Source organism: Pseudomonas sp. NPDC087804 (assembly GCF_044742965.1).
Taxonomy (GTDB): domain Bacteria; phylum Pseudomonadota; class Gammaproteobacteria; order Pseudomonadales; family Pseudomonadaceae; genus Aquipseudomonas; species Aquipseudomonas rustica.
Window position 1 is genome coordinate 140270 of sequence record NZ_JBIUVN010000008.1, and the last position, 20847, is coordinate 161116.

18 protein-coding genes and 2 pseudogenes are annotated in these 20847 nt (G+C 60.6%); 9 read left to right on the top strand and 11 right to left on the bottom strand.

What is annotated here, in order from left to right:
- Position 1: 1 nt before the first annotated feature.
- Entirely contained in the window at positions 2-1354 is a 1353-nt protein-coding gene (locus tag ACIOMO_RS14250) for a 3-oxoacyl-ACP reductase (RefSeq protein ID WP_401241455.1), read from the bottom strand.
- Positions 1355-1710: 356 nt separating this feature from the next.
- On the opposite strand from ACIOMO_RS14250, the gene ACIOMO_RS14255 reads away from it, so the two are divergent.
- The 3 genes from ACIOMO_RS14255 to ACIOMO_RS14265 all read left to right on the top strand — a co-directional run bounded on the left by ACIOMO_RS14255 (position 1711) and on the right by ACIOMO_RS14265 (position 5798).
- A complete protein-coding gene (locus ACIOMO_RS14255; protein ID WP_401241458.1) occupies positions 1711-2988 on the top strand; it encodes an acetyl-CoA C-acetyltransferase in 1278 nt (425 codons plus the stop codon).
- Positions 2989-3466: 478 nt separating this feature from the next.
- On the top strand, positions 3467-4363 hold the full coding sequence (locus ACIOMO_RS14260; RefSeq protein WP_053116938.1) for a PA4780 family RIO1-like protein kinase: 897 nt from the start codon (positions 3467-3469) through the stop codon (positions 4361-4363).
- Between the two features lie 226 nt (positions 4364-4589).
- A complete protein-coding gene (locus ACIOMO_RS14265; protein ID WP_401241461.1) occupies positions 4590-5798 on the top strand; it encodes an MFS transporter in 1209 nt (402 codons plus the stop codon).
- On the opposite strand, the gene cueR is transcribed toward ACIOMO_RS14265, so the two are convergent.
- From cueR to ACIOMO_RS14280, 3 genes are all read right to left on the bottom strand, one after another.
- Positions 5752-6165, bottom strand: coding sequence for a Cu(I)-responsive transcriptional regulator (cueR, locus tag ACIOMO_RS14270; RefSeq protein ID WP_064387762.1), 414 nt, complete (start codon positions 6163-6165; stop codon positions 5752-5754). The genes ACIOMO_RS14265 and cueR overlap by 47 nt on opposite strands.
- Complete coding sequence (locus ACIOMO_RS14275; RefSeq protein WP_401241464.1) at positions 6162-8555, bottom strand: heavy metal translocating P-type ATPase; 2394 nt, start codon at positions 8553-8555, stop codon at positions 6162-6164. Before ACIOMO_RS14275 ends, cueR begins: the two co-directional genes overlap by 4 nt.
- 122 nt (positions 8556-8677) lie before the next feature.
- Positions 8678-9061, bottom strand: a complete 384-nt coding sequence (locus ACIOMO_RS14280; RefSeq protein WP_053116942.1) for a hypothetical protein — start codon at positions 9059-9061, stop codon at positions 8678-8680.
- Between the two features lie 148 nt (positions 9062-9209).
- Here ACIOMO_RS14280 and ACIOMO_RS14285 point away from each other — a divergent pair, with 148 nt between their 5' ends.
- Both ACIOMO_RS14285 and ACIOMO_RS14290 read left to right on the top strand, forming a co-directional pair.
- Entirely contained in the window at positions 9210-9407 is a 198-nt protein-coding gene (locus ACIOMO_RS14285) for a cation transporter (RefSeq protein ID WP_025111719.1), read from the top strand.
- A 172-nt stretch (positions 9408-9579) separates the two neighbouring features.
- Positions 9580-10782: a multidrug effflux MFS transporter gene (locus tag ACIOMO_RS14290; protein ID WP_053116943.1), complete on the top strand. Its 1203-nt coding sequence runs from the start codon at positions 9580-9582 to the stop codon at positions 10780-10782.
- 5 nt (positions 10783-10787) lie between these two features.
- Here ACIOMO_RS14290 and ACIOMO_RS14295 read toward each other — a convergent pair whose 3' ends face one another.
- From ACIOMO_RS14295 to ACIOMO_RS14305, 3 genes are all read right to left on the bottom strand, one after another.
- Positions 10788-10961, bottom strand: a complete 174-nt coding sequence (locus tag ACIOMO_RS14295) for a hypothetical protein (RefSeq protein WP_172680068.1) — start codon at positions 10959-10961, stop codon at positions 10788-10790.
- A gap of 196 nt (positions 10962-11157) precedes the next feature.
- Positions 11158-12171 carry a zinc-binding alcohol dehydrogenase family protein gene (locus tag ACIOMO_RS14300; RefSeq protein WP_401241468.1) on the bottom strand — a complete coding sequence of 338 codons (1014 nt, stop codon included), beginning with the start codon at positions 12169-12171 and terminating at the stop codon, positions 11158-11160.
- A 32-nt stretch (positions 12172-12203) separates the two neighbouring features.
- Positions 12204-12497, bottom strand: coding sequence for a putative quinol monooxygenase (locus tag ACIOMO_RS14305; RefSeq protein WP_212546363.1), 294 nt, complete (start codon positions 12495-12497; stop codon positions 12204-12206).
- 119 nt (positions 12498-12616) lie between these two features.
- On the opposite strand from ACIOMO_RS14305, the gene ACIOMO_RS14310 reads away from it, so the two are divergent.
- From ACIOMO_RS14310 to ACIOMO_RS14320, 3 genes are all read left to right on the top strand, one after another.
- On the top strand, positions 12617-13546 hold the full coding sequence (locus ACIOMO_RS14310) for a LysR family transcriptional regulator (protein WP_401241470.1): 930 nt from the start codon (positions 12617-12619) through the stop codon (positions 13544-13546).
- Between the two features lie 315 nt (positions 13547-13861).
- Positions 13862-14596, top strand: coding sequence for a helix-turn-helix transcriptional regulator (locus ACIOMO_RS14315; protein ID WP_053116947.1), 735 nt, complete (start codon positions 13862-13864; stop codon positions 14594-14596).
- A gap of 108 nt (positions 14597-14704) precedes the next feature.
- Positions 14705-16087, top strand: a complete 1383-nt coding sequence (locus tag ACIOMO_RS14320; protein ID WP_401241473.1) for an MFS transporter — start codon at positions 14705-14707, stop codon at positions 16085-16087.
- Between the two features lie 118 nt (positions 16088-16205).
- On the opposite strand, the gene ACIOMO_RS14325 is transcribed toward ACIOMO_RS14320, so the two are convergent.
- The 4 genes and pseudogenes from ACIOMO_RS14325 to ACIOMO_RS14340 all read right to left on the bottom strand — a co-directional run bounded on the left by ACIOMO_RS14325 (position 16206) and on the right by ACIOMO_RS14340 (position 19426).
- Positions 16206-17159, bottom strand: coding sequence for an adenosine deaminase (locus ACIOMO_RS14325; RefSeq protein WP_008082147.1), 954 nt, complete (start codon positions 17157-17159; stop codon positions 16206-16208).
- A gap of 80 nt (positions 17160-17239) precedes the next feature.
- A pseudogene (locus ACIOMO_RS14330) lies at positions 17240-17884 on the bottom strand (isopenicillin N synthase family dioxygenase); the annotation flags it as partial.
- Positions 17885-17945: 61 nt separating this feature from the next.
- Positions 17946-18204, bottom strand: a pseudogene (locus ACIOMO_RS14335) (2-oxoglutarate and iron-dependent oxygenase domain-containing protein); the annotation flags it as partial.
- Positions 18205-18352: 148 nt separating this feature from the next.
- A complete protein-coding gene (locus ACIOMO_RS14340; RefSeq protein ID WP_053116955.1) occupies positions 18353-19426 on the bottom strand; it encodes a BMP family ABC transporter substrate-binding protein in 1074 nt (357 codons plus the stop codon).
- Between the two features lie 275 nt (positions 19427-19701).
- Here ACIOMO_RS14340 and ACIOMO_RS14345 point away from each other — a divergent pair, with 275 nt between their 5' ends.
- Positions 19702-20793 (top strand): calcium:proton antiporter, encoded by a 1092-nt coding sequence (locus ACIOMO_RS14345; RefSeq protein ID WP_034154762.1) that lies wholly within the window; start codon positions 19702-19704, stop codon positions 20791-20793.
- Positions 20794-20847 lie beyond the last annotated feature (54 nt).

A 20847-nucleotide genomic window follows, 5' to 3' on the forward strand; every position in this document is an offset into this window, starting at 1 on the left:
CTTAAGCCCCCAAAACACTTTGCCCACAAACCCGCAACGCCTGACCGGTGAACGCGCCGGTACCCGGTTGCGCCAGCCACGCCACGGCTTCGGCGACGTCTTGCGGCAAGCCGCCCTGGCCCAGCGAACTCATGCGCCGCCCGGCTTCACGCAGACCAAACGGGATGTGCGCAGTCATCTGCGTTTCGATAAAACCGGGGGCGACCGCGTTGATGCTGATGCCACGCTCCAGCAACGTCGGCGCCCATGCTTGGGCCAGACCGATCAAACCGGCCTTGCTCGCGGCGTAGTTGGTTTGCCCACGGTTGCCGGCGATGCCGCTGATCGAGGCGAGCAGAATCACTCGCGCATTGTCGTGCAGCGTGCCGTTGTCGAGCAGCGCTTTGGTCAGTACTTGCGGCGCGTTGAGATTGACCGCGAGCACCGCGTCCCAGAATTCCGGGGTCATGTTGGCCAGGGTTTTATCGCGGGTGATGCCGGCGTTATGCACCAGAATGTCGAGGCCGTCCGGCAGGTGTTCGGTCAACTGTGTAGCGGCGTCTTCGGCGCAGATATCGAGGGTGATCGCGCGACCACCGAGGCGGGCGGCGAGGGCTTCGAGATCGGTTTTCGCTGGCGGCACGTCGAGCAGAATCACTTCGGCGCCATCGCGGGCGAGGGTCTCAGCGATCGATGCGCCGATACCGCGTGCCGCACCGGTGACCAGCGCTTTGCGACCGGCCAGCGGACGCGTCCAGTCAGTGACTTGTGTGGCGCACGCAGTCAGGCGAATCACTTGTCCGGAGACAAATGCGCTTTTCGGCGAAAGGAAAAACCGCAGCGGGCCTTCCAGTTGATCCTCGGCACCTTCGCCTACATAGATCAGTTGCAACGTGCCGCCGCTGCGCAGTTCTTTGGCCAGCGAACGCGAAAAACCTTCGAGCGCGCGTTGTGCACTGGAAGCGAACGGATCGCTGAGGGTTTCCGCGGCGCGGCCCAGAATCACCAAGTGCGCGCTGCTCTCAAGATTCTTCATCAGCGGCTGAAAGAATTCGCGCAGTTGCTTGAGCTGGTCGGTGTGCTGCAATTCGCTGGCGTCGAACACCACCGCTTTGAGTTTCGGGCCATGGCCGGGAATCCATTCGGTGGCGGTCGCCGGTTGCTCGCCGTAGCGGTAAATGCTTTCGGTCAGACGGTTGGCGAACGTGCTGACGCGCTCGGCCAGCGGCCCGCCACCGATCAGCAGCGCACCTTCCACCGGCCGCAGGCGCCCAGCCTGCCAGCGCTCCAGTCGCACCGGCGACGGCAGGCCCAGCGCCCCGACCAGACGATGGCCGAAGGACGAGTTGGCGAAGTCGATATAGCGGTCAGACATGGAACGCTCTCCAAAAGTTGGGGTTCAAAGTGTGGACTACCGATGGCAATCAATCGTTCGATCCACGCAATAGGGCCTACGCTAGAACAGCAGAGTAGTTTGCCCCTGATGGTTTTGTTGGCGAACACAAATTCAGAAACACAGCAGAACCCTTGTAGGAGTGATCCTGTGGCGAGGGGATTTATCCCCGATGGGCTGCGAAGCGGCCCCAATTCCATGCTGAGCGGTCCATCTGAAACACCGCGAGTGCAGGTTCTACGACTGCTTCGCAGCCGGTCGGGGATAAATCCCCTCACCACAGTGTTCATTCCTACAGAGATCTGTGTGAATCCGATCAATTTGAAAAGGAGTTATTCATGAGTCAGCTGCGCCGCGTCGCGATCATTGGCGGTAACCGTATCCCTTTCGCCCGTTCCAACGGGCCGTACGCCACGGCCAGCAATCAGGTGATGCTCACCGCCGCGCTCGAAGGCCTGATCGAACGCTACAACCTGCACGGCCTGCGCATCGGCGAAGTGGTGGCGGGTGCGGTGCTTAAATTGTCACGAGATATGAACCTGACCCGCGAATGCGTCCTCGGCTCGCGTTTGTCGCCGGCCACCCCGGCTTACGATCTCCAGCAAGCCTGCGGCACCGGTCTGGAAGCCGCATTGCTGGTCGCCAACAAAATCGCCCTCGGCCAGATTGATTGCGGTATTGCCGGTGGCGTCGACACTACGTCGGACGCGCCGATCAGCGTCAGCGAAGGCCTGCGCAAAATCCTCCTGCAAGCCAACCGCGCGAAAACCACCGGCGACAAACTGAAAACCTTTCTGCAACTGCGGCCCCAACACCTGATCCCGGAATTCCCGCGCAACGGCGAACCGCGCACCGGCCTGTCGATGGGCCAACACTGCGAACTGATGGCGCAGACCTGGAATATTCCGCGTGAAGAGCAGGATCAACTGGCCCTCGAAAGTCACCAAAAACTGGCGGCGTCCTATAGCGAAGGCTGGCACAACGATCTGATGACACCGTTCCTCGGCCTGACCCGCGACAACAATCTGCGCCCGGATCTGACCCTGGAAAAACTCGCCGCGCTGAAACCGGCGTTCGAGAAAAGCGCCAAAGGCACGCTGACGGCAGGCAACTCCACGCCACTCACCGATGGCGCCTCGGTGGTGCTGCTCGGCAGTGAAGAGTGGGCGAAGGAGCGCGGCTTGCCGATCCTTGCCTATCTGCGCGATGGTGAAGCGGCGGCGGTGGACTTCGTCAACGGTGCCGAGGGCCTGTTGATGGCGCCGGTGTATGCGGTGCCACGCTTGCTGGCGCGCAACGGGCTGAGCTTGCAGGATTTTGATTACTACGAAATTCACGAAGCATTTGCGGCGCAGGTGTTGTGTACGCTCAAGGCTTGGGAGGATCCCGAATACTGCAAATCCCGGTTGGGGTTGGATGCGCCGTTGGGGTCGATTGATCGTAGCCGGCTGAATGTGAAGGGCAGTTCGCTGGCGGCGGGGCATCCGTTTGCCGCAACCGGTGGACGCATCGTCGCCAACCTGGCCAAACTGCTGGAGGCGGCGGGTAAGGGGCGCGGTCTGATTTCGATTTGCGCCGCTGGCGGGCAAGGTGTTACCGCGATCATCGAACGCTAAAAGCCCCTCACCCTAGCCCTCTCCCAAAGGGAGAGGGGACTGATTGGGGGATGCTTGCGAGGTACGCCGACCTGATAGTGCTTTACCGAATCCAAAATTCGACGCGGTCATTCAGTTAGCCGAATCCATATGTTTCAGTTTGCCCAATCCATAATCGACGCGGTGTTTCAGGTCGATGTATAACGCCAGACAACTCGGTCGGCCCCCTCTCCCTCCGGGAGAGGGCTGGGGTGAGGGTAAAAAGGCGAAACCACAAATGTCAGATTCTGTCGCAAATGCCCTCACCGGCCGATACCAACAAGTACCACGCTGTCAGCTATGATTCGCTGCGGTCTACGCAGGTTGGCCCTGAATAATCCGGCACAGTGTGTGCATCGACAACGTTCACAGGTCGGCAACCCCTCCCCGTACTGCGAGGATTGCCGTATAACGAGTGACATTCGCGTGTTTGGTAATAAAGGACCCACAATAAAAGCTGATGAAGACTCCAAAACGCATTGAACCGCTGATCGAAGACGGTCTGGTTGACGAGGTGCTGCGACCACTCATGAGTGGTAAAGAAGCAGCTGTTTATGTGGTGCGCTGCGGCAACGAGTTACGTTGCGCCAAGGTCTACAAGGAGGCAAACAAACGTAGTTTCCGCCAGGCAGCCGAGTATCAGGAAGGCCGCAAGGTGCGTAACAGCCGTCAGGCGCGCGCGATGGCCAAGGGCTCGAAATTCGGTCGCAAAGAGACCGAAGACGCCTGGCAGAACGCCGAAGTGGCGGCGCTGTTCCGTCTGGCTGGCGCCGGTGTGCGCGTGCCCAAGCCGTTCGACTTCCTCGAAGGCGTGCTGCTGATGGAACTGGTGGCCGATGAATACGGCGATGCGGCGCCGCGTCTTAATGACGTGGTACTGGAAGCCGATCAGGCCCGTGAATATCACGCGTTCCTGATTTCGCAGATCGTGCTGATGTTGTGTACCGGTCTGGTGCACGGTGACCTTTCCGAGTTCAACGTGCTGCTGACACCGACCGGCCCGGTGATCATCGACCTGCCACAAGCGGTCGATGCTGCCGGCAACAACCACGCGTTCAGCATGCTTGAACGTGACGTTGGCAACATGGCTTCGTACTTCGGTCGCTTTGCGCCGGAGTTGAAGAAGACCAAGTACGCGAAAGAAATGTGGGCGCTGTACGAAGCCGGCACCTTGCACCCGAACAGTGTGCTGACCGGTGAGTTCGACGAGCCGGAAGAGCTGGCCGATGTCGGCGGGGTTATCCGCGAGATCGAAGCGGCGCGGCTTGATGAAGAGCGCAAGCAAGCAATCCGTGCGGCGGATGACGAGCCTAAAGGCAAATCAGAAGAACCACCGCCACCCCCGTGGATGCAGTGATCGTTTGAACAGAAACCCGGCTTCGGCCGGGTTTTTTGTCTTCAGCACACCACCAATCCTTGTAGGAGCAGAGCTCGCTCGCGAAGAGGCCGTGTCAGTCACCCCACAATTGGCAGACACACCCCTTGTAGGAGCTGCCGAAGGCTGCGATCTTTTGATCTTGGCGATTGATCAGAAAACAAGATCAAAAGATCGCAGCCTTCGGCAGCTCCTACAAGGATCGTATGTGAGTACCCAACGCAACACCCAACTGATCATCACCGCCCGGCTCATCTCCGATTTCGGCGCATTCCTCAACATGGTCGCGCTGGCCACCTACGTCTACCTGCTCAGCAACAGCGCCATGAGCGTCGGCATTTTCCTCGCCAGTCGCGTCGGCGGCGGGATTTTTGCCAGCCTCATCGGCACTGCGTTTTACCGGCGCTGGAGCGGCCGTGCGCCGCTGATTGCCTTCGACCTGTTGCGCGCCAGCGTGCTCGGTTTGCTGTTGATCGTGCCGGTTAGCCAGCAGGTCTGGTTATTGCCGCTCATCGCCTTCGGCCTCGGTTTCGGCAATTCGATGTTCGCCATTGGCCTCAACAGTCAGCTGCCGCGTTTGATCCCCGCCGATCAATTGCTCAAAGCCAACGCATGGATCACCTCCGCCTCATCAGCAGCCATGGTCGGCGGCAGTCTCGTATCGGGTTTGCTGGTAGCCGCATTCGGATTTGAAACGGTATTCGCCCTGAATGCCGTGACCTATCTGCTCGCGGCACTATTGATCGTACCGCTGCGCTTCGACGCGCCCACGGACAACGAGGAACCCGAACGCGGCGAATGGTCAGCGCTCAAGCACGGTTTGCACAGTGCGCCGGTGATTGCCGCGATGCTCGCGGTGACGATGGCCGACACCTTGGGCAGCGCCGCGCACAACGTCGGTTTTCCGATCATCTCGAAACTGCTCACGCCCGATTCGGCGAGTACCACGTTGGGCCTGATGCTCGCTGTGTGGGCCAGCGGCAAACTGCTCGGCGCGCGCATCGCCAGTCGCCTCAAAGGCTCGGACAATATCCATCTGGAGCGGCGGTTTTTCTTCGGTGTGGCGCTGATGTCTTGCGGTTTCATTCTGATGTTCCAGCAGCACAGCCTCTACGGATTGCTGCTGTTTTCATTGCCGGCGGGGCTGGGCGATGGCTTTTCCGAAGTCGGCCTGATGTCCCGTCTGCAACGCGCGCCCGAGCACTTGCGCCTGCCAATCTTCAGCGTGCTGACGTTGCTGCAAATGACCGGTTTCGGCATCGGCATGCTCATCGCTGCGCCGTTCTACGCGTGGTGGACGCCGGGCGCCGTGGTCATGTTGTTCCACGGCATTCCGCTTTGCACATTGCTCACGGTGAAACTGTTTGCGCTCAAACGCGCGCGGGTTGTGCGCAGCAGCCCGACGCCAGCTCCTTGAGGATCGGGCAGTCGGGGCGGTGGTCGCCATTGCAGTGTTCGACCAGGTCTTGCAGGGTGTCGCGCAACTCGCCGAGTTCGCGGATCTTCTGATTCAGCTCGTCGATGTGCTGACGCGCCAACGCCTTCACATCGGCGCTGGCGCGTTGGCGATCCTGCCAGAGTGTCAGCAGTTTGCCGACCTCTTCCAGTGAAAAGCCTAAGTCCCGCGAGCGCTTGATAAACGCCAACGTGTGCAGGTCATCGTCACCGTAGACCCGGTAACCGCTGTCGGTGCGATGCGCCGCTTTGAGCAGGCCAATCGACTCGTAGTAGCGGATCATTTTCGCGCTCAGGCCACTGTGTTTGGCCGCTTGACCGATGTTCATCGGTGCTCCTCCAGATCCTTGGGTTTCCAGGTTTTCAACAGTAGCGCATTGCTCACCACGCTGACGCTGGACAGCGCCATCGCCGCCCCGGCCAATACCGGATTGAGGAAGCCGAACGCCGCCAGCGGAATGCCGATCAGGTTATAGACGAAGGCCCAGAACAGGTTCTGACGAATTTTCGCGTAGGTCTTGCGGCTGATTTCCAGCGCCGCCGGCACCAACCGTGGATCGCCGCGCATCAGAGTGATACCCGCCGCGTGCATGGCGACATCGGTGCCGCCGCCCATGGCGATGCCGATGTCGGCAGCGGCGAGGGCCGGGGCGTCGTTGATGCCGTCGCCGATCATCGCGACCACGCCGGTTTTTTTCAGCTCGGCGACGGTGGCGGCTTTGTCGGCGGGCAGCACTTCGGCGTAAACGCTGCTGATGCCCAGCGCTTCGGCGACCACGCGAGCGCTGCCACGGTTGTCGCCGGTCAGCAAATGGCTGTGGATATCTCGTGCGGCGAGTTGTTGAACGGCTTCCAGTGCGCCGGGTTTCAAGGTGTCACCGAAGGCGAACAAACCGAGCACTTTCGGCTCCGGACTTTGTTCGATCAACCATGACAACGTGCGACCTTCGGCTTCCCAGACTTGGGCAGATTCGCGCAGGTTGCCGGCGCTCAAACCACTTTCGTCGAGCATGCGCCGATTGCCCAAGGCCAAACGTCGGCCATCGAGATTACCGGCGATGCCGCGACCGGTCAGCGACTGGCTGTCGCTGACATCCGGCACCTGCAGATTGCGTTCAGCAGCGGCGTCGAGCACCGCTTTGGCCAACGGGTGCTCACTGCCGCGTTGCAACGCACCGGCCAGTGTCAGCAGCGTATTTTCGTCGCCATCCACCGCACTGAGGTGGGCGATGCGCGGCGTTCCGGAGGTCAGCGTGCCGGTCTTGTCGAACACCACGCTGCTGACTTCATGAGCACGTTCCAGGGCTTCGGCGTCCTTGATCAGAATGCCGTGACGCGCGGCCACGCCGGTGCCGGCCATGATCGCGGTCGGGGTGGCGAGGCCGAGGGCACACGGGCAGGCGATGACCAAAACGGCGACCGCGTTGATCAGCGCAGTTTCCAGCGGCGCGCCATACAACCACCAGCCAATCAACGTGGCCAAGGCGATCAGCAACACGGTCGGCACGAAAATCTGACTGACCTTATCCACCAGTTTCTGGATCGGTGCTTTCGCCGCTTGAACATCCTCGACCAGACGAATGATCCGCGCCAGCACAGTCTCGGCGCCGAGCGCCTGAGTGCGCACCAACAAGCGACCTTCACCGTTGATTGCGCCGCCGGTGACTTTGTCGCCCGGTTGTTTCGGCACGGGCAGGCTCTCGCCGCTGATCAGCGCTTCGTCCGCGTGGCTCTGGCCCTCAATGACTTCGCCATCGACCGGAAAGCGTTCGCCGGGTTTGACCAGCACCAGATCATTGAGGCGCAGGGCGCTGATGGCGACATCTTGTTCGCGGCCGTCGATCACTTGAATCGCCCGTTCCGGCCGCAAGGCTTCGAGGGCGCGGATGGCGCTGGCGGTCTGGCGTTTGGCGCGGCTCTCGAGGTATTTGCCGAGCAGCACCAAGGCAATCACCACCGCCGACGCTTCGAAATACAGATGCGGCATGCGCCCGGCGGCGGTGGCCCATTCATAAAGGCTCAAGCCATAACCGGCACTGGTGCCGAGGGCGACGAGCAAGTCCATGTTGCCGGCGCCGGCACGCACGGCTTTCCACGCAGCGACGTAGAAACGCGCACCGAAGATGAACTGCACCGGCGTGGCGAGGACGAATTGCGCCCAGGCCGGGAGCATCCAGTGAATGCCGAACGGTTGCAGCAGCATCGGCGCCACCAACGGCAAGGCGAGGGCGATCGCGCCGATCAGCGCCCAGCGTTCGTGCTTGAGCTTCTGTTGTTGGTTATCGGTTTGCGGGTGTTCGGCTTGCCAGACGCTGGCCGAGTAGCCGGCCTTGCTCACGGCGTCGAGCAGGGTTTGTGAGTCGACGTGGCCGAGCAATTCGAGGTGGGCGCGTTCGTTGGCCAGATTGACACTGACGCTTTTCACCCCGGGGACTTTATTCAGGGCGCGCACGACGCGGCCGACGCAGGAGGCGCAGGTCATGCCTTCGATATTCAGTTCGAGAGTTTGCTGCGGGACGCTGTAACCGGCGCGTTCGACCGCTTCCATCAAGGCCGCAAGGCTGTCACCCGGCGCCTGCACACGGGCCTGCTCGGTGGCGAGGTTGACGCTGACGGCACTGGCGCCGATGACTTTGCTCAAAGCCCGCTCGACACGTCCGGCGCAACTGGCGCAGGTCATGCCGGCAATCGGCAGATCGAAAGTGATGGAATCGGACATCGGTCGTACTCCCTGTAGTAGATGCCTACAAGGATCAACCTTGCCATGCGGGCAAGGTCAAGCGCCAATCTTCCTACCGTGATCGTTCCCACGCGGAGCGTGGGAACGATCACGCGCATAAATCAGTATTCGAGATCGGCGCGTTTCAGGTAGACGCCTTCGGAATTCATCGCCAAGCGATACTTCAGCACATCCCCGGCACGCAGTTTGATCTCCTGCGAACCCGGCGCAAGCATGCCCGGATTGCAACCGGCGACTTGCCCCGGCAGCAACTTCAAGCGCAGCGACACGGTGCCCGGCGGCAGGTTGAAAGAAATACTTTGCTCCTGCAGCAGCCGCGCCGAGAGCTGATCCTGGATATACACGCCAATCTCGCAAGAGGTCGACACTTCCAGACGCTCGCGGGAGATGATCAGCACCGCGTAATCCTCCCCGGCGGCTTGCACTTGAGGGACGGCGGCAAAGAGGCTGAGCAAGCCAAACAGGCTGAAAGCTGACCAGCGCATGGCTGAATCTCCTGAATTTAAGTCATTGATGCACGCAGCTTGGCCGAGCGCGACGCCGATTGCCAGCCCGGCAGATGATTGCAGAACTTGACCTTGCCATCGTGGCAAGCTCGACACTGCCGGCAACCTCACTCAAAGGAGTCAATACATGCAAGTGTTCAACGTTCAAGGCATGTCCTGCGGTCACTGCGTCAAAGCCATCACTAACGCCGTGCAGGCCAAAGATCCGGCGGCCAGCGTGCGCGTCGATCTGGCGGCGAAAGAAGTGGGCGTTGAAAGTGCGCTGAGTGCCGAGCAGGTGATCGAGGTCATCAGCGAAGAGGGCTACGCCGTCAAACTCGCCTAGAAGCAAAAAGATCGCAGCCTTCGGCAGCTCCTACATTGGAATGCGTTCCCTGTAGGAGCTGCCGAAGGCTGCGATCTTTTGCTGTTTTTATAGTTAGCGAGCTATCGGAATGTTCAAGGCGTCCAGCCGCAGCTAGACTGTCGGGCTGCCGACTTGCCTGACTGGATGCCTGATGAACTTCCGTACCATTTTGATTCTCGGTGCCTTGACCGCCTTCGGGCCCTTGGCGATCGACTTCTATTTACCTGCATTTCCCGCGATGGCGCTGGCGTTCGCCACCGACGAGAAGCACGTGCAGATGACCCTGGCCGCCTATTTCGCCGGTTTGTCCCTCGGCCAGTTGGCCTACGGCCCGGTGGCGGATCGCTTTGGTCGGCGCATTCCGCTGCTCGTCGGCCTGACCCTGTTCACCCTCGCTTCATTGGCCTGCGCCTACGCGCCGAACCTCGAATGGCTGATCGGCGCGCGCTTCGTGCAGGCATTGGGCGGCTGTGCGGGTATGGTGATTTCCCGCGCCGTGGTCAGCGACAAATGCGACGCCGTCGGCTCGGCGAAGGTGTTTTCGCAGCTGATGCTGGTGATGGGTCTGGCACCGATTCTGGCGCCGATGCTCGGCGGTCTGCTGGTCAACACCACCGGTTGGCAGTCGATTTTCCTGGTGCTGACCGGTTTCAGCGCCCTGGCCGGCCTCGCGGTCGCGCTCGGTCTGCCGGAAAGCATGCCAGCGAGCATGCCGCGCCAACCGTTGTCCGGTGCCTTTCGCCAGTACGCACGCCTGCTGAGTGATCGCGTTTACCTCGGCCACGCGCTGACCGGCGGCATCGCCATCGCCGGGATGTTTGCCTACATCGCCGGTTCGCCATTCATCTTTATCAAACTGTATGGCGTGCCCGCCGAGCATTTCGGCTGGCTGTTCGGCACCAACGCGGCGGGCTTCATTCTGGTAGCGCAGGTCAACGCGCGGCTATTGGCCAAGCGTGGCCCGGCATTCCTGCTGGCGCGTGCAGTCTGGGTTTATCTGGCAGCGGGCCTGACGTTGTTGGCGGTCAGCGCCTTGCACACCGAATCGTTGTGGCCGCTGCTGATTCCATTGTTTATCTGCGTGTCGAGCCTCGGCTGCATCAGCCCCAACGCCGCCGCGTGCGCGATGAACGGGCAGGGCGGGCGCGCCGGCAGTGCGTCGGCGTTGCTCGGTTGCATGCAATTCAGCGTCGCCGCCGGGGCTTCGGCTCTGGTCGGTGTGTTGCACGACGGCACCGCCGTGCCGATGGCGATTGTCATCAGCGTTTGCGGTTTGCTGGTGGTGTGCGTCGCGATGCTCACCCGACGTCTGCAAAACGCCCGGGCGCTGGCGCAGGCTCAAGCCGAGGTCTGAAACACTCAGCCGGCGGCGCGCTGCTGGCTGCGGTCGGGAATCTGATGGGGCGCGAATATTCGCGCTTCGAGGGTGCGGGTGAAGGCCAGGGCTTCGGCTTCACTGCGGAATGTCACGGCGTGCTGGTCGAGACGAACCTGCCATTGAGACTTTGCCACTTCTTTTATCAGGATCTTCATTGCTGACCTCCTTTGCGTAAAAGATGTACCGCAGAGGCTTCGATTGTAGTCCTGAATACCATCGCAATTGTGACAAGGGTCAGCCATCTGACTGACGGCAAAGATCGCAGCCTGCGGCCGCTCCTATACGGTCGCGCCCACTCCACCGTGGCTCCACACCCCTGTAGGAGCTGCCGAAGGCTGCGATTTTTCGCTCTTAGAAACTTTCTAAAACAATTTTCCCCTTGGCCTTACCGCTTTCCAGCAACTCATGCGCCCGACGCAGATTGGCCGCATTGATCACACCGAAATGCTCGCCCACCGTGGTCTTCAACGTCCCCGCATCAATCAGCTCAGCCACACGATTGAGCAGGTTGTGCTGCTCGATCATGTCTGGCGTCTCGAACAGCGAGCGGGTGTACATGAACTCCCAATGCAGCGACAGGCTCTTGCGCTTGAGTTTGCTCACGTCGAGCGACTTCGGATCGTCGATCAGCGCCAGTTTGCCTTGCGGCGCCAGTGCCTCGACCAGTTGATCCAAATGCTGATCGGTCTGGGTCAGGCTGGCGACGTGAGTGACGTTGTCGATCCCGGCGCGTTTCAGTTCTTCGCTCAACGGCTTGCTGTGATCGATCACCAGATCGGCGCCCAGTTCTTTCACCCAATCGCTGGTCTGCTGGCGAGAAGCAGTGCCGATCACTTTCAGCCCCGTCAGTTGCTTGGCCAACTGAGTGAGGATCGAACCGACACCGCCGGCCGCGCCAACGATCAGCAGGCTCTGGCCTTCATCGGTTTTGCCTTCGCGGATTTGCAGACGTTCGAGGAGCAATTCCCACGCGGTGATCGCGGTCAGCGGCAACGCAGCGGCTTCGGCGAAACCCAGTGATTTCGGCATATGGCCGACGATGCGCTCATCTACTGTGTGCAGTTCACTGTTGCCACCAGCGCGGGCAATCGAACCGGCGTAGAAAACCTTGTCGCCAGCCTTGAACAGCGTCACGTCGCTGCCGACAGCCTTGACCACACCGGCGACGTCCCAGCCCAACACTTTCGCCGCGCCGTGTTCCGGCGCCACGTTCTGCCGCACTTTGGTGTCCACCGGGTTGACCGAGATGGCTTTGACTTCAACCAGCAGGTCGCGCGGGCCGGCGACCGGTTCTGGCAGTTCGATGTCTTGCAGGGATTTGGCGTCGCTGATCGGCAGGGACGTGTAATAGGCGATGGCTTTCATGAGTGGCTCCATACAGGTAATAGAAGAAGGAATCAGGCAATCGCGCCGAGGCGCTTGAGTTCGAAGTGTTCGATGGTCTGCCCGGCCGTGGCCTGAAAATTCTGGAAATGCGCGCTGGCGTTGTGCGTCTGGAGGATTTCCTCGCTGGCCCAATGTTCGATCACATAAAAAACCTGTGGGTCGGCGAGGTCGCGGTGCAAGTCGTACTGGCTGCAACCGTCCTCGGCGCGGCTCGGTTCAACCAAGGCCCGCAGGGCTTGTTCGAGGGCGTCCTGCTGGCCGGGTTTGGCGATCAGGGTAGCGATGGCGGTGAATGGCTGGGACATGTGCGGCTCCAGAGAAGCGGGATGAATTCGATGGGCGGATGATTAGCTATTTCTCTGCGGGATAAAACCGGCTAAAACAGCAGTCTCTTTCAATATTTTTTTGATAATCGAGGCTGAGGATGCTGCGTTTCGATGACTTGCAGTTGTTTGTCCGGGCGGCGGATCTGGGCAGCCTGTCGGCGGCGGCGCGGGTGATGGACATGTCCGCCGCCGTGGCCAGCGCGGCGTTGAAGCGCATCGAACAGCAACTCGGCGCACGTTTGCTGGCGCGCTCGACCCGCAGTTTGCGCCTGACCGCCGAGGGCGAGGGTTTTCTCGAATACGCGCGGGCGGCGTTGAGCAACCTCGATGAAGGGCGGCGCTTGCTGGCCAGCGGGCAGGATCAGGTCAGCGGAATTTTGCAGTTATCGGCACCCTCGGATTTCGGTCGCAATTTGTTGCTGCCGTGGCTGGATGAGTTCCAACGCGAGCATCCGAAACTGACTGTGCGCCTGCTGCTCGGTGATCGCATCGCTGACCTGTTCCGCCAACCCGTGGACATCGCCTTGCGCTATGGCGAGCCGGAAGATTCCAGTCTGGTGGCCATGCCGATCGCCGCGCACAACCGTCGCGTACTCTGCGCCTCCCCGGCGTACCTGGCCCGACACGGCGAACCGCGTCAGCTTGAACAACTGGCGCAACACAATTGCCTGCTGTACATGCTCGGCAGCCGGGTTCACGACCACTGGAGTTTTCACGACGGCAAGCGCGAAGTCGGGCTGACGGTCAGTGGCGACCGTTTCAGTGACGACGCCGATGTCGTGCGCCTGTGGGCAGTGTCCGGCGCAGGCATCGCCTACAAATCCTGGCTCGACGTCGGCGCCGATGTCCTCGCCGGACGCCTCAAAGTGCTGCTTCCGGAGCTGTTATGTGAGCGCGCTCCGCTGAATTTGTTGTGCGCACATCGCGCTCAATTGAGTAAGCCAGTGAACCTTCTGAGGGAAATGCTCGCCAGCCGATGCGCTGAATTGAGTAGTCAATTTCCCGCTTTCTCGAAAGTTGATCATTAGTCGCAGGTAAATAGAGAAATTTCTCTCAGCAACAATCACCACCCGTGCAGGCCCCGGCGCGGGACGCAGCCTGTAACCCGCTTATACTAGCGGCCGCCTCATGCCGTACCGACACCCCGATCCACAGACCTTCACCGCCCGTCGCCGGGAACGGGTGACGGGCGCGCAACGGCGACTGATTCAGTGCCCAGGCAGATTGCGTCAGTGGCCAGCATGGCCCCGGTACATGGCGTATTTCGCGTCTTGGCCGACGACTCATTAGTGGTCAAGATGTCTGCGAGCAGTAGACGATACGATTCAACAGGGAGTGAATATATGGAACATGCACCTTGCATCAGCCAGATCGCCACGTTGCTGGCTGACCCCAAGCGCAGTGCGATGATGTGGGCCTTGATGGATGGCTCGGCGCGGCAAACCGAAGAGCTGGCGTTGCTGGCGGGGTTATCGCCGTCCTCGGCCAGCGCTCATCTGGCGCGACTCTCCACTGGCGGCCTGTTGAAAGTCGAAGTGCGTGGGCGCAAGCGCTTTTTCCGTCTGTCGGCGCCCGAGGTCGGCGCGGCGATCGAAGCGCTGGCCAGCGCCACCATCGCCAGCGCACCGCGCGACATTCCCGCCGTGTTCAAACGCGCAACACCGATTGCCAAACCGCAGACGGCGCCGTCGTCACTGCTGCGCGCACGTTTCTGCGACGACCACCTCGGCGGCACGCTCGCTGCCGATTTGTATCAACGTTTGCTCGATGCCGGCTGGATCGAGCAGATCGAACAGCGCGTGGTGGTCACGCACAAAGGTTCGACACAACTGGCCAAGCGCGGGGTGTTCATTCAGGCGCTGGCCCATCGCAACGTGCAAGTCGCCTGCGCCTGCCCGGACTGGAGCGAAAGACGTCCGCACATGGGCGGCACCCTCGGCGCGGCGCTGTTGCAGTTGTTCATGCAATCCGGCTGGCTGACCTTGCCCCACGATTCCCGCGCCTTGCAATTGACCGCCACCGGGCAGCGCGAAATCCATCGCTTCGCCAGGGAGACCGAGCTGGAAATGGCGTTGTAGAGCAGTCGCCGCGTCGCCCACGGCTGCGAACAGGTCGCATCCAGCACGAACGCCTGAACGCGATCGCGCACACTCGATCCGGGGACTTTTCGGATGGGGGGAGGCGGCATGGACACTCGACACTTCAGTGCGGCAGAGCGGCTGGAACGCCTGCCGATCAGCGGTTATCACCGGATCATTTTCATCATCATTGCCTTGGCGTTTTTCTTCGATTCGATGGATCTGGCGATGATGACGTTTTTGCTCGGCTCGATTAAGGCCGAGTTCGGACTGAGCAGTGCGCAGGCCGGGTTGCTCGCCAGTTCGAGCTTTTTCGGCATGGTGCTGGGCGCGTCGTTGTCGGGCATGCTCGCCGACCGTTTCGGGCGTAAACCGGTGTTCCAGTGGAGCATCGTCTTATGGGGCGTGGCCAGTTATCTGTGCTCCACGGCGCAAACGGTCGAGGCGCTGACGCTGTTCCGCATCCTGTTGGGAATCGGCATGGGCATGGAGTTTCCTATCGCGCAGTCGATGCTCTCCGAGCTGATTCCGGCACAGCGGCGCGGGCGTTATATCGCCTTGATGGACGGCTTCTGGCCACTGGGGTTTGTTGCGGCGGGCGTGCTCTCGTACTTCCTGCTGCCGTTGATTGGCTGGCGCGACATCTTTCTGGTGTTGGCGACACCGGCGGTGTTTGTGTTGGCCATTCGTTTTTTCATTCCTGAATCACCGCGATGGCTGGAACAGGCTGGGCATGATGAAGCGGCGGACAAGGTGTTGAACGGCATCGAAGCGCGGGTGCGTACATCTCTCGGCGGTGCGACGCTGCCGGAACCGATTCGCTTGCCGCGCACCGTGACGCCGCCGGGCAACTTTTTTTCGGCGCTCAAACAGATCTGGTCGCCGCAGTATCGCCAGCGCACGACGATGATCTGGAGTCTGTGGTTTTTCGCCCTGCTGGGGTTTTATGGGCTGACGTCGTGGCTGAGTGCGCTGCTGCAACAGTCGGGTTTTGCCGTGACGCAGTCGGTGTATTACACGGTGCTGATTTCGTTGGGCGGGATTCCCGGGTTTCTGATGGCGGCGTGGCTGGTCGAGCGCTGGGGGCGTAAACCGGTGTGCATCGTTACGCTGCTCGGCGGCGGGGTGATGGCGTTTCTGTATGGGCAGAGCGCGGTGTTCGGCGGCAACGTGGCGCTGCTGATCGGCACCGGGTTGTTGATGCAGTTCTTTCTGTTTGGTATGTGGGCGGTGCTTTACACCTACACGCCGGAGTTGTATCCGACTTCGGCGCGCGCGACCGGCTCGGGGTTCGCCTCGGCTATTGGCCGCGTGGGATCGTTGCTTGGGCCATTGGTGACCGGGCTGGTGTTTCCGATTACCGGGCAGGGCGGGGTATTCGCGCTGGGCGCGGCGTGCTTCGCGATTGCGGCGGGGGTGGTGTGGTTGTTCGGGATGGAGACGCGCGGTAAAACCCTGGAGGAGCTGACCGAAACCCAATCCAACGGCTAACACCGATCCAATGTAGGAGTGAGCCTGCTCGCGATTGCGTTCTGTCAGCTAACACATCGGTGTCTGACACTCCGCCATCGCGAGCAGGCTCACTCCTACAAGGGTTTTGCGCTGCTGCTTACGGTTTTACCAGGCGCGCATCCAGGCTGTTTTGCGCCAGGCGCTTGGCCTGATCTTGGGTCATGCCCAAATGCTCATGCAACGCGTAGAAGTTCTCGGTCACATAACCACCGAAATACGCCGGGTCATCGGAGTTCACCGTGACCTTCACGCCACGCTCAAGCATGTCGAGAATGTTGTGCTGCGACATGTGATCGAACACGCAGAGTTTGGTGTTCGACAACGGGCACACGGTCAACGGGATCTGCTCGTCGATGATCCGCTGCATCAGGCGCTCGTCTTCGATGGCGCGTACGCCATGGTCGATACGCTGGATTTTCAGCAGGTCGATGGCTTCCCAAATGTATTCCGGCGGGCCTTCTTCGCCAGCGTGGGCAACGGTCAGGAAGCCTTCGTGACGGGCACGATCGAACACGCGCTGGAACTTGCTCGGCGGGTGGCCCATTTCGGAACTGTCGAGGCCGACAGCAACAAACGCGTCACGGAACGGCAGCGCCTGATCAAGGGTTTTCTCCGCTTCTTCTTCGCTCAAGTGGCGCAGGAAGCTGAGGATCAAACCGCTGGTGATACCCAGTTGCTGCTCGCCATCCTTCAGTGCCGCGGCGATGCCATTGAGCACCACTTCAAACGGGATGCCCCGGTCGGTGTGGGTCTGTGGGTCGAAGAACGGTTCGGTGTGAATCACGTTCTGTGCTTTGCAGCGCAGCAGGTACGCCCAGGTCAGGTCGTAGAAATCCTGCGAGGTGCGCAGTACATCGGCGCCCTGGTAATACAGGTCGAGGAATTCCTGCAGGTTGTTGAAGGCGTAAGCCTTGCGCAGGGTTTCCACGTCATTCCACGGCAGGGCGATCTTGTTGCGTTCGGCCAGGGCGAACAGCAGCTCGGGCTCCAGCGAGCCTTCCAGGTGCAGGTGCAGTTCAGCCTTGGGCAAGGCGTTGAGCCAGTCGTACATATTCTTTTCTCATCAGGTCCAATGACGGCATTCTACAGATGCTCGCCGAAACAATTGGCAAAACCTGACCAAACGATCCATCAAACGGCTTCCTGCTCGCGGCGATACGCGTAGGTATCGGCGAAGCGCGACAGGAGGAATTCGGCGCAAGTGGTCGTCGGATATTTCGCTGGATGCTGTGCGTCCTGACAACCGGGCAGGCATTCGATGCGCGTGTCCGGGTGCGGCTCGGCGAAGAACGGCATCGAGTAACGGTCAACGCCGAGCGGGCTGATCACCCGGTGCGGGGTCGAGCGATAACGGTCGTTGCTCCAGCGCGCCATCATGTCGCCGAGATTGACCACGAAAGTGCCGTCAATCGGTGGTGCGTCAATCCATTCGCCTTTGACGTTTTTCACTTGCAGGCCACCGGCGCTGTCCTGATAGAGCAGGGTGATGCAGCCGTAATCAGTGTGCGCGCCGGCGCCTTGCTGTTCGGCGGAGCTGGCGGTGTGGCGGGGTGGGTAATGGATCATGCGCAGCACGCTGACCGGATCAATGAAGCGGCTGTCGAAAAAGTCGCGTTCGATGTTCAGCGCGATAGTCATAGCGCGCAGCAGGGTTTGCGCGAGGGCTTGCATGTCGAGGTAATGTTGCTCCATCAATTCAGCCCATCCGGGTTGAGCTGGATGGCGGTTCGGCCCGCGCAACGGTTTTTCTGCGAGCACGTCGGGATGGTTGGCCGGAGCGTTTCGGTGTTGGTGTTTTCTTCGACGCAGCCTTCCTGAAATCTGTTGAATTCTTCCCGTGTCTGCCGGGCGCCGTAGCCGCGATGGTGGCGGGTCTGGGTGATGTCGATCTTGAGTTTTTCTGCGGCGGGCAGGGCAAAGAAACGTTGGGTGTGATCGAGCACGGCGGCGATGCGTTGCGCTGAAATCGGATGGCCCTTGATGTAGAAAAAGCCCCATTCGCGGCAGGCCAGGTCGATCTGCTCGGCCACCGCAGGCCAGGCGTTTTCGTCGTCGGAATAGAGCGGGCTGATGTCGATGATCGGAAGCTGATCCATACACAATCCTTGAAAAGTACGAGAGATCGTTCCCACGCTCCGCGTGGGAATGCCTCAATGGACGCTCTGCGTCCGCTTTTGGCAGGGACGCGGAGCGTCCCGGGCGGCGTTCCCACGCAGAGCGTGGGAACGATCTGGGTCAGGTGGGTTACTTCGGCATCTCGGCCTTCATGCCTTCAACGTAGTAGTTCATCGACGCCAGTTCCGCATTCGTCGCACTCACGCCCGCTGGGATTTTCTCGACGCCGGCCTGATCCTTGATCGGCCCGGTGAACGGCTGGAACGCACCGCTCTTGATATCAGCAATAATCTGCTCGGCCTCGGCTTTCACCGGCGCTGGCACCAGATCGCTGATCGGCAGTTCAATCGTGCCTTCCTTCAGCCCGCCCCAGTAATCCTGGGATTTCCAGGTGTGGTCGATCACGCTTTGCGTCGCCTGAATATAGTGCGGCGCCCAGTCGTTGACGATCGAGGTCAGCACCGCTTTCGGGCCGAAGTGCGCCATGTCCGAGGCGTAACCCACCGCATACACGCCACGACGTTCTGCGGCCTGAATCGGCGCCGGGCTGTCGGTGTGCTGGAACACCACATCGACGCCCTGATCGATCAGCGCGTTGGCCGCGTCGGCCTCTTTGCCCGGATCGAACCACGAGTTGACCCACACCACTTTGATCTCGGTGCCCGGGTTGTATTTGTTCAGCGCCAGTTGAATCGAGTTGATGTCGCGGATCACCTCGGGGATCGGGAACGAAGCGACGTAACCGATTTTTTTGGTCTTGGTCATCTTCGCCGCGAGGAAGCCACCGACGTAGCGACCTTCGTAGGTGCGCGCCAGATAGGTGCCGAGGTTTTTATCCTGTTTGTAGCCGGTGGCGTGTTCGAAGGTCACCTTGGGAAACTGCTTGGCGACTTTCAGCGTCGGGTTCATGTAGCCGAAAGAGGTGGTGAAAATCAGGTCGTACTTGTCCTTGGCCATGTTGCGGATGACCCGCTCGGCGTCGGCTCCTTCGGCGACGTTCTCGACGTAGTTGGTGGTGATCTGATTGCCGAATTTCTCGGCGAGAGCCTTGCGCCCCTGTTCATGCTGATACGTCCAGCCGTGGTCACCGATCGGGCCGATGTAAACGAAACCGACCTTGAGCGGATCGGCAGCGCTGGCGCTCAGGCTGATCCCCAGACCGAGGGCGGCGCACAGCAGTTTGTGCAGCGGACGTATTTGCATGAATTCGAACTCCATTTTGTTGTGTGTGGTCAGGGCCAATGCAAATTGCTGACCAACAGGACAACAAACAAAAAAGATCGCAGCCTTCGGCAGCTCCTACATGGGAATGCACAACCTGTAGGAGCTGCCGAAGGCTGCGATCTTTTCAGCGCCAGAACCAACGCAGTGCAAGTCCGCGAGTTCACGCCATCGCTTGGTGCGCTAATGTGTAACGAAACGTTAGCGCCGCTCCGCAGTCAGTAGCTCATTCGCACTCTTCGGTAAAAGGCCCGTCCATGCTCACCATCCTCAAGCAAGAAAGTTTTCTGCTACTGGCCGTCATCGCCGCGTGCGTTGCCTATCCGTTGGAACACTGGATGTTGCACAGCGGCCAGATCGTCGCGCTGACTGCCGGTCTGGTGCTGATCGCCTTCATCGTCGCCGCCTCGATGCGCGTCGCCCATCACGCTGAATTGCTCGCGGAAAAGGTCGGCGACCCTTACGGCACGATGATCCTCACACTCGCCGCCGTGCTGGTCGAGGTGGTGATTCTGGCAATCATGATGAGCAACGAAGCGTCGCCGACGTTGGTGCGCGACACGATCTATTCAGCGGTGATGCTCGACATCAACGGCATCCTCGGCCTCGCCGCGCTGATGGGCGGGATCAAACACGGCGAACAGTCCTACAACGACGATTCGGCGCGCAGCTACAGCGTGATGATCCTCACCGCCATGGGCGTGTCGATGGTGGTGCCGGAGTTTATTCCCGAGGCCAACTGGAAGATTTATTCGGCGTTCACCATCGGTGCGATGGTGGTGCTGTATGCGCTGTTTCTGCGCATGCAGGTCGGCCCGCACAGCTACTTTTTCAGCTACAGCTATCCGGATAAACGCCGCAAGAAAGAACCACAGGACGCGCAGGCGAAAGCACCGAGCATCGGCCTGTCGATCGGCATTCTGGTGTTTGGCATTGTGGTGATCGGCGCGTTGGCCGAAGTGATGTCCAAGACCCTCGATCTGGGCCTGGAAGGCACGGGTGCGCCGCCAGTAATCACGGCGATTCTTGTCGCGGCGATTTCAGCGGCGCCGGAGATTTTGACCGCGTTGCGTGCAGCGTTGGCCAACCGCATGCAGTCGGTGGTGAACATTGCGATGGGGGCTTCACTGTCGACGGTGATTCTGACGGTGCCGGTGATGGAAGCGATGGCGCTGTATACCGGCCAGCCGTTTCAGATGGCGATGACGCCAGTGCAGACGGTGATGATTTTCCTGACGTTGATCGTCAGCGCGATCAACCTCAATGACGGCGAAACCAATGCCATTGAAGGCATGACGCACTTCGTGCTGTTTGCGACGTTCATCATGTTGTCCCTGCTCGGCCTTTGATATTGATCGTTCCCACGCTCCGCGTGGGAATGCCGCCATGGACGCTCTGCGTCC